This is a genomic window from Shewanella sp. CG12_big_fil_rev_8_21_14_0_65_47_15 (assembly GCF_002783505.1).
Lineage (GTDB): Bacteria > Pseudomonadota > Gammaproteobacteria > Enterobacterales > Shewanellaceae > Shewanella.
Genome location: NZ_PFGL01000045.1, coordinates 127,180 through 134,256 on the forward strand (window position 1 = coordinate 127,180; position 7,077 = coordinate 134,256).

Consider the following 7,077-nt stretch of genomic DNA (forward strand, 5'->3'; position numbering starts at 1 on the left):
TTTCCTATTCACTCCACCTAACTTTCAGCATAATTACGCTCAAAAACAGGCCTTGTCTCGTCCTGAAATAATCACCTAAAACAAAAAAGCTGCCAGAAGGCAGCTTTTTATCTCTAGAAATCTAACGCTAATTACAGAGAGCTTGCGTTCTCAGCAAGGTAAGCGGCAACACCTTCAGTGCTTGCGTTCATGCCTTTGTCGCCTTTTTCCCAGCCAGCAGGACATACATCGCCGTGCTCTTCGTGGAATTGCAGTGCGTCGATCATACGTAGCATTTCATCGACGTTACGACCTAATGGCAGATCGTTAACCACTTGATGGCGAACCATACCTTCTTTGTCGATCAGGAATGAACCACGGAAAGCCACACCCGCTTCTGGATGCTCAACATCGTATGCTTTACAGATGTCGTGCTTAACGTCAGCCACTAGGGTGTACTTCACTTGGCCGATACCGCCCTTTTCAACTGGGGTGTTGCGCCATGCATTGTGGGTAAATTGAGAGTCGATAGACACACCGATCACTTCAACACCACGCTTAGTGAACTCTTCCATACGGTGATCGAAAGCGATCAACTCTGATGGGCAAACGAAAGTGAAGTCAAGTGGATAGAAAAATACCACCGCTGGCTTGCCTTTGATCGCGGCAGTTAAGTTGAAGCTATCTACGATTTCGCCAGAACCTAATACAGCTGCAGCAGTAAAATCAGGAGCCTGACGGCCTACTAATACGCTCATTTTATATCTCCATCTATGAGTTGAACTAACTATTAAAGTAAACATTTCCTTAAACACACTGGCTTTACTGCACGAGTGTATAGGATGCTTACCAATCAAATCTTTAGGCATTATAAGTCGTGTGTTTTGCCTTACAACCTATTTAAGACCAATATCACATTTTTCAAGGGCATTTTGGTATTACTGCTTAAGGATAGAACAATCTGGATAACGGATGGGCGCGCTAGACCACATTCGGCTAACAGACAAAACCCAGCATGTTCACATTTTCAGATATTTTCCAGATTAGGCTGCTGCAAACTGGACATACAGGGTCTTTACAGTCAAAAATACCGCCTTTGGCTTACAGAATTAAGAAAATTGACTATGAATGCAGTCGTTATTGCAGTGTGTTTAATGTTGGCACTCAGTTTAGCTAGGGTGAATGTGGTAATCGCCCTGACCGTCAGCGCCCTAGTGGCGGGGCTGATGGGCGGCATGGATCTGCACCAAACCATAGATGCCTTTAATACCGGCTTAGGTGGCGGTGCACAGATTGCCCTCAGTTATGCATTGTTAGGTGCCTTTGCCGTCGCCCTCTCACACTCAGGCTTAACGACGCTGATCTCAAGAAGCATCATCAGTAGTCTTGGACAAGATCCCAATTCGACCAACACCAACTGGGTGCGCTGGTTGTTATTGCTATCCCTACTGATCATGTCAATGGCATCACAGAATATTTTGCCGATTCATATCGCCTTTATTCCTATCTTAGTGCCGCCCCTCTTGCATGTAATGTCCAAGTTGAACATCGACCGTCGTTTAGTCGCCTGCGTTTTGACCTTCGGCCTAGTCACTACCTATATGATTTTACCGATTGGGTTTGGTGGTATCTTCTTAAATGACATTTTACTGTCCAACTTAACCAGCAATGGCTTAGCCGCTGTGCGTGAGCAAATTCCACCAGCCATGTTAATTCCAGCGGCGGGTATGGTAGTGGGATTAATCACAGCGGTATTTATCAGTTACCGCAAACCTCGGACCTACGACGAGGCCAAAGTGCTGGTTGCAGAGCCCGAAGAAAACCTCAACAAACGCAATATCATCATTGCCGCACTGGCAATCTTAGCCACCTTAGTCGTACAACTCGCAACCGACTCGATGATTTTTGGCGCCTTAGTCGGCTTTATGATTTTCAGTGTTTCGGGGGCGTTAAAACACGTTGCAGATCAAGATATTTTTAACCAAGGCGTGCGCATGATGGCCAATATTGGCTTTATCATGATTTCCGCCGCGGGCTTTGCCGCTGTGGTAAAAGAAACCGGTGAAGTAAGTACGCTTGTGGCCTCACTCAGCGATATCATTGGCGATAATAAGGCCCTCGCCGCCTTCTTGATGCTACTAGTTGGTCTACTGATCACTATGGGCATTGGCTCGTCTTTCTCGACGATCCCGATTATCGCGACTATTTATGTACCACTGGCATTAAGTTTTGGCTTTTCGGTAGCGGCAACAATTGCCTTAGTCGGCACGGCGGCGGCGCTGGGAGATGCAGGCTCGCCAGCATCGGATTCCACCTTAGGCCCCACCGCAGGTTTGAATGCCGATGGTCAACACGATCACATCCGTGACAGCGTGATCCCCACCTTTATTCATTACAATATTCCCCTGCTGGTCTTTGGTTGGATTGCCGCCATGGTGCTCTAAGGCTTAGACTCATGGGCGTTAAATAAAAAAGCGTGGATAATTCCACGCTTTTTTATTTGCTAGGTACATAAGTCAGGTACGAATAACGACCGTCCCAGCTAAATAGTCATGAATTGCCCTATTTTTTTCATTAAATAACATGGTAATGATTTCGAGTAGATGCCAGATAAGGAAAGAAAGACTTAAACCAATGATGGTATAGAACTTCCAACTCGACATATCCTCTGTAGTCTCAAGCGGGAAAAATACATTGAAAAATACAAGTAAAATTAACATGATGATGGGAACACAATCCCTTAATAGCGCTTGATTAAAACTAATGGCCCCTTCAGTTTTATAGTCAACTACCTTGATATCAAGGATCATTTTCCCAAATGTTTGACCATAAAGGGTGTGGAGCAGCACGGAATACAATGCAAACTTCCAAGTATCGAAATAACTTAACGCGACTTGGAATACAGACGCTACGTGTGTAATCGCAGATACAATAATCACAGAACAAATACTGATGATTACGCTATCGATTATAGAGGACCAAAATCGAGGACCAAACGTAGCGTACTTTTCTAATTCCGCTTGTTTATCCATGATCGATTTAATTTCAGGATCCTGAAGTTTTAGCGAGATAAGTGCATCAACGTCTGCCGCTCTATCAGGATATTTGTTCCGATTGATATTCCTTTGAACATCAATCAGTTCATCCAAGGTGTAGTTATTATAATTTGGAACAACATCCATTAAATGCATTCTCCGTGCACATTTATATTTGCCTCAACCTTAACGCTGGGCATGTCTTTAAACGCAGAAAAATAGCATTGCCATTGTTCCAATTCAACAATTTGTTAACACGCCAAGGTGTCAAGACTCAAGAGCCTTTAGGTAAAAGCGCATAAAAAAGGGAGCTAAGGCTCCCTTTTTTAATGATAGGAATTAAACCAACAGATTATTTAGTACCAAAGATTTTATCGCCCGCATCGCCTAAACCAGGCAGAATGTAGCCCTTCTCGTTTAAACATTTATCGATAGCGGCGGTATATAACTCGATATCAGGATGCGCCGCTTCTAGGGCTTTTATCCCTTCAGGTGCAGCCACTAATACTAAGGCTTTGATTGAAGTACAACCGCGTTTCTTCAATAAATCCACGGTGGCAATCATAGAACCGCCTGTTGCGAGCATAGGATCGACAACAAGCGCAATGCGCTCATTCAAATCACTGGCTAACTTTTCAAAGTAAGGCACAGGCTCTAAGGTTTCTTCGTCACGGTAAATGCCGACAACTGAGATACGCGCACTGGGAATATGCTCAAGTACGCCGTCCATCATGCCAAGGCCCGCACGTAAAATCGGCACAACCGTGACTTTTTTTCCTTTGATTTGGTCGACTTCAACCGGGCCATTCCAACCTTCAATCGTAACAGTTTCAGTTTCGAAATCTGCGGTAGCTTCATAGGTTAGTAAACTACCCACTTCGGCGGCTAGCTCACGGAAACGTTTAGTGCTAATGTCACCTTCGCGCATTAGGCCGATTTTGTGACGCACTAAGGGGTGCTTAACCTCGACAACTTTCATTTTTCTCTCCTACTTTTGTTCGCGTATTATCTTAGGCAAATTTTTCAGATTCTAGTTGATTTGTTTATTAGGTAAAACATAAAGTTTTGTCATTCGGGCTAATCGTGAGCAATCTCCCAAGATTAATTTTCTATTGCTTAAGATACACGCATCTATTTACTGTTTTGTGACCAACCCCACGACATCGAAAGTGAAATGTCCCCCATTCGAGGCAAAAATCGCTCACCAATTGGGATAAATCTAAATCATGACTTTCGACCCCTAGCACAAGCTGATAGAATACCGCCGCATAAAATCCAATAACGATGTACCCGAGAGGATCCCTCCGTGAGCACACCTACCCCACTGAGCTATAAAGATGCCGGCGTTGATATTGATGCAGGTAATGCACTGGTAAGTAACATTAAAGCAGCCGTTAAACGTACCCGTCGTCCAGAAGTTATGGGCAACTTAGGTGGTTTTGGCGCCCTGTGTGAAATCCCCACTAAATACAAGCAACCGGTTTTAGTGTCTGGCACCGACGGTGTTGGAACTAAATTGCGTTTAGCTATCGACTATAAAAAACACGACACAGTCGGCATAGACTTAGTTGCTATGTGTGTGAACGATTTAATCGTTCAAGGCGCTGAGCCACTGTTTTTCCTCGATTACTATGCAACGGGCAAGCTGGATGTTGAAACCGCGACCTCTGTCGTCAACGGTATCGGCGAAGGTTGTTTCCAATCTGGTTGTGCGTTAATCGGCGGTGAAACCGCTGAAATGCCAGGCATGTACGAAGGTGAAGATTACGACCTAGCGGGTTTCTGCGTGGGCGTAGTTGAAAAAGCCGACATCATTGACGGTAGCAAAGTGGCAGCGGGTGATGCGCTTATCGCATTAGCCTCGAGCGGCCCCCATTCAAATGGTTACTCTTTAGTACGTAAAGTATTAGAAGTGAGCCAAGCAGACCCTCAACAAGATCTCAATGGCAAACCGCTAATTGAGCATCTACTTGAGCCAACCAAAATTTACGTGAAATCATTGCTGAAACTGATCGCAGCATCAGACGTACATGCAATGGCACACATTACTGGCGGCGGCTTCTGGGAAAACATCCCACGCGTACTGCCAGATAATTTAAAAGCAGTTATCCAAGGCGATTCATGGCAATGGCCCGCCGTTTTCAGTTGGTTAATGGAAAATGGCAACATTGCAGAATACGAAATGTATCGCACCTTCAACTGTGGCGTCGGCATGTTAGTCGCGCTGCCAGCCGATAAAGTGGATGCAGCACTGGCATTACTGGCTGCTGAAGGTGAACAAGCTTGGCTGATCGGTGCTATCGCAGATCGTGAAGGCAATGAAGAGCAAGTGGAGATCCTGTAATGCCCCAGCGCTGTCGTGTAGTTGTATTAATTTCCGGAAATGGCAGTAACCTGCAAGCGATTATCGACGGTTGCGACGATAATCTGCAGGCCGAAGTTGTCGGAGTCATCAGTAATAAACCCGATGCCTATGGCCTAGTGCGCGCCCATCATGGCGAAATTGATACCAGCTGCGTGATAGCTCACCCAGGTGAATCTCGCTCTGAATACGATGCACGTTTAATGACAGTGATCGAACAATACCAACCCGATTTAATCGTGTTGGCAGGATTTATGCGGATCTTAACCGATGATTTCGTGAATCATTATCTAGGTCGCATGATCAATATCCATCCGTCACTGTTACCAAAATACACTGGCTTAAACACCCATCAACGTGCCATTGACGCTAACGACAGCGAACATGGTGCCAGCGTGCATTTTGTCACGCCAGAGCTTGATGCAGGCCCGGTGATTTTACAGGCCAAAGTGCCTGTTTATGAAGAAGATACCGCTGACATGCTCGCCGCCCGCGTGCATGAGCAAGAACATGCCATTTATCCTCTCGTGGTGAAATGGTTTAGTCAGCAACGTCTTAACATGCAAAATGGCCAAGCCTATCTCGATGGCAATCTTATCGGCCCGAGCGGTTACGCGCCTGATTAGTTCCGCTTTAAAGCAATGGTAGCGAGATCACAAATGGAGACCTTAGGGTCTCTATTTTTTTAACTATTTTCCACAAAAGCATTGTTTTCTGAGGCAATGTGGCATTAGATAACTTAACGAAAAGTGATTTTTGCTCGGCATACAAGGGACTCTTTAGATGAAAAATATTATCTGCGATATCGATGGTGTACTACTGCACGACAATAGACTGATCCCCGGCAGCGACAAATTTATCCAGCGCATTTTAGAGCAAGGCAATCCTCTGGTGATCCTCACAAACTACCCGGTACAAACGGGTAAGGATCTGCAAAACCGTTTAAGCGCCGCCGGTATTGATATTCCCGAAGAATGCTTTTACACCTCCGCCATGGCCACCGCCGACTTTTTAAAACACCAAGAAGGCAGTAAAGCCTTTGTGATTGGCGAAGGCGCTCTCACCCATGAACTCTACAAGGCAGGCTTTACCATTACCGACATCAACCCCGATTTTGTGATCGTCGGTGAAACCCGATCCTACAACTGGGAGATGATCCATAAGGCCGCGGGTTTCGTCGCCCGCGGCGCGCGTTTTATTGCCACCAATCCCGATACCCACGGCCCTGCCTACAGCCCAGCCTGTGGCGCCCTGTGCTCACCTATCGAGCGTATTACCGGTAAAAACCTTTCTACGTGGGCAAACCGAGCGCATGGATTATTCGCTCGGCGCTTAACCATATTGATGGCCACTCTGAAAATACCGTCATCATAGGCGACAATATGCGCACCGATATTCTGGCGGGCTTCCAAGCGGGGCTTGAAACCATTCTGGTTACCAGTGGCGTGAGTAAGCTTGAAGATATCGACAAAGAACCCTTCCGCCCGAACCATGTGTTTGCCTGCGCGGGCGATATTGATGTGGTTTAACTCTACACTTTAATTAAGCTTATTTCCCAATGTGTGCCCAGTGCTACGTCGCAGGGCACCATAAACTAAATACCTTAAATAAATTTATCTTCGGTAGTGACACATTTATCTAAATAACTGCTCCTAATTATGCTACATCGTAGGGTATCGCACACAGGCACGCCATTCACTC

General features: G+C 45.8%; 6 protein-coding genes and 1 pseudogene. 4 read left to right on the forward strand and 3 right to left on the reverse strand.

The features are described from left to right. Nucleotides 1-131: 131 nt before the first annotated feature. Nucleotides 132-737, reverse strand: coding sequence for a peroxiredoxin C (locus COW15_RS12950; RefSeq protein WP_007647478.1), 606 nt, complete (start codon nucleotides 735-737; stop codon nucleotides 132-134). A 366-nt stretch (nucleotides 738-1,103) separates the two neighbouring features. Here COW15_RS12950 and COW15_RS12955 point away from each other — a divergent pair, with 366 nt between their 5' ends. Further along, nucleotides 1,104-2,423 carry a Na+/H+ antiporter family protein gene (locus COW15_RS12955; RefSeq protein ID WP_293632945.1) on the forward strand — a complete coding sequence of 440 codons (1,320 nt, stop codon included), beginning with the start codon at nucleotides 1,104-1,106 and terminating at the stop codon, nucleotides 2,421-2,423. Between the two features lie 72 nt (nucleotides 2,424-2,495). Here COW15_RS12955 and COW15_RS12960 read toward each other — a convergent pair whose 3' ends face one another. Next, nucleotides 2,496-3,161: an RDD family protein gene (locus tag COW15_RS12960; RefSeq protein WP_293632946.1), complete on the reverse strand. Its 666-nt coding sequence runs from the start codon at nucleotides 3,159-3,161 to the stop codon at nucleotides 2,496-2,498. A 205-nt stretch (nucleotides 3,162-3,366) separates the two neighbouring features. Next, a complete protein-coding gene (gene upp, locus COW15_RS12965) occupies nucleotides 3,367-3,993 on the reverse strand; it encodes a uracil phosphoribosyltransferase (protein ID WP_198783088.1) in 627 nt (208 codons plus the stop codon). Between the two features lie 327 nt (nucleotides 3,994-4,320). Here upp and purM point away from each other — a divergent pair, with 327 nt between their 5' ends. The 3 genes and pseudogenes from purM to COW15_RS12980 all read left to right on the forward strand — a co-directional run bounded on the left by purM (nucleotide 4,321) and on the right by COW15_RS12980 (nucleotide 6,905). Next, the gene (gene purM, locus COW15_RS12970) at nucleotides 4,321-5,358 is read left to right on the forward strand and encodes a phosphoribosylformylglycinamidine cyclo-ligase (protein ID WP_006081244.1); all 1,038 of its coding nucleotides are present in this window, start codon (nucleotides 4,321-4,323) and stop codon (nucleotides 5,356-5,358) included. Then, nucleotides 5,358-6,002 (forward strand): phosphoribosylglycinamide formyltransferase, encoded by a 645-nt coding sequence (gene purN / locus COW15_RS12975; protein ID WP_293632947.1) that lies wholly within the window; start codon nucleotides 5,358-5,360, stop codon nucleotides 6,000-6,002. Before purM ends, purN begins: the two co-directional genes overlap by 1 nt. A 157-nt stretch (nucleotides 6,003-6,159) precedes the next feature. Then, nucleotides 6,160-6,905, forward strand: a pseudogene (locus COW15_RS12980) (HAD-IIA family hydrolase). Nucleotides 6,906-7,077: the final 172 nt, after the last annotated feature.

Coding starts and splice junctions, on each gene's coding strand:
- upp (WP_198783088.1), bottom strand. CDS start 3,993: ATGAAAGTTGTCGAGGTTAAGCACCCCTTAGTGCGTCACAAAATCGGC.
- purN (WP_293632947.1), top strand. CDS start 5,358: ATGCCCCAGCGCTGTCGTGTAGTTGTATTAATTTCCGGAAATGGCAGT.
- COW15_RS12960 (WP_293632946.1), bottom strand. CDS start 3,161: ATGGATGTTGTTCCAAATTATAATAACTACACCTTGGATGAACTGATT.
- COW15_RS12950 (WP_007647478.1), bottom strand. CDS start 737: ATGAGCGTATTAGTAGGCCGTCAGGCTCCTGATTTTACTGCTGCAGCT.
- COW15_RS12955 (WP_293632945.1), top strand. CDS start 1,104: ATGAATGCAGTCGTTATTGCAGTGTGTTTAATGTTGGCACTCAGTTTA.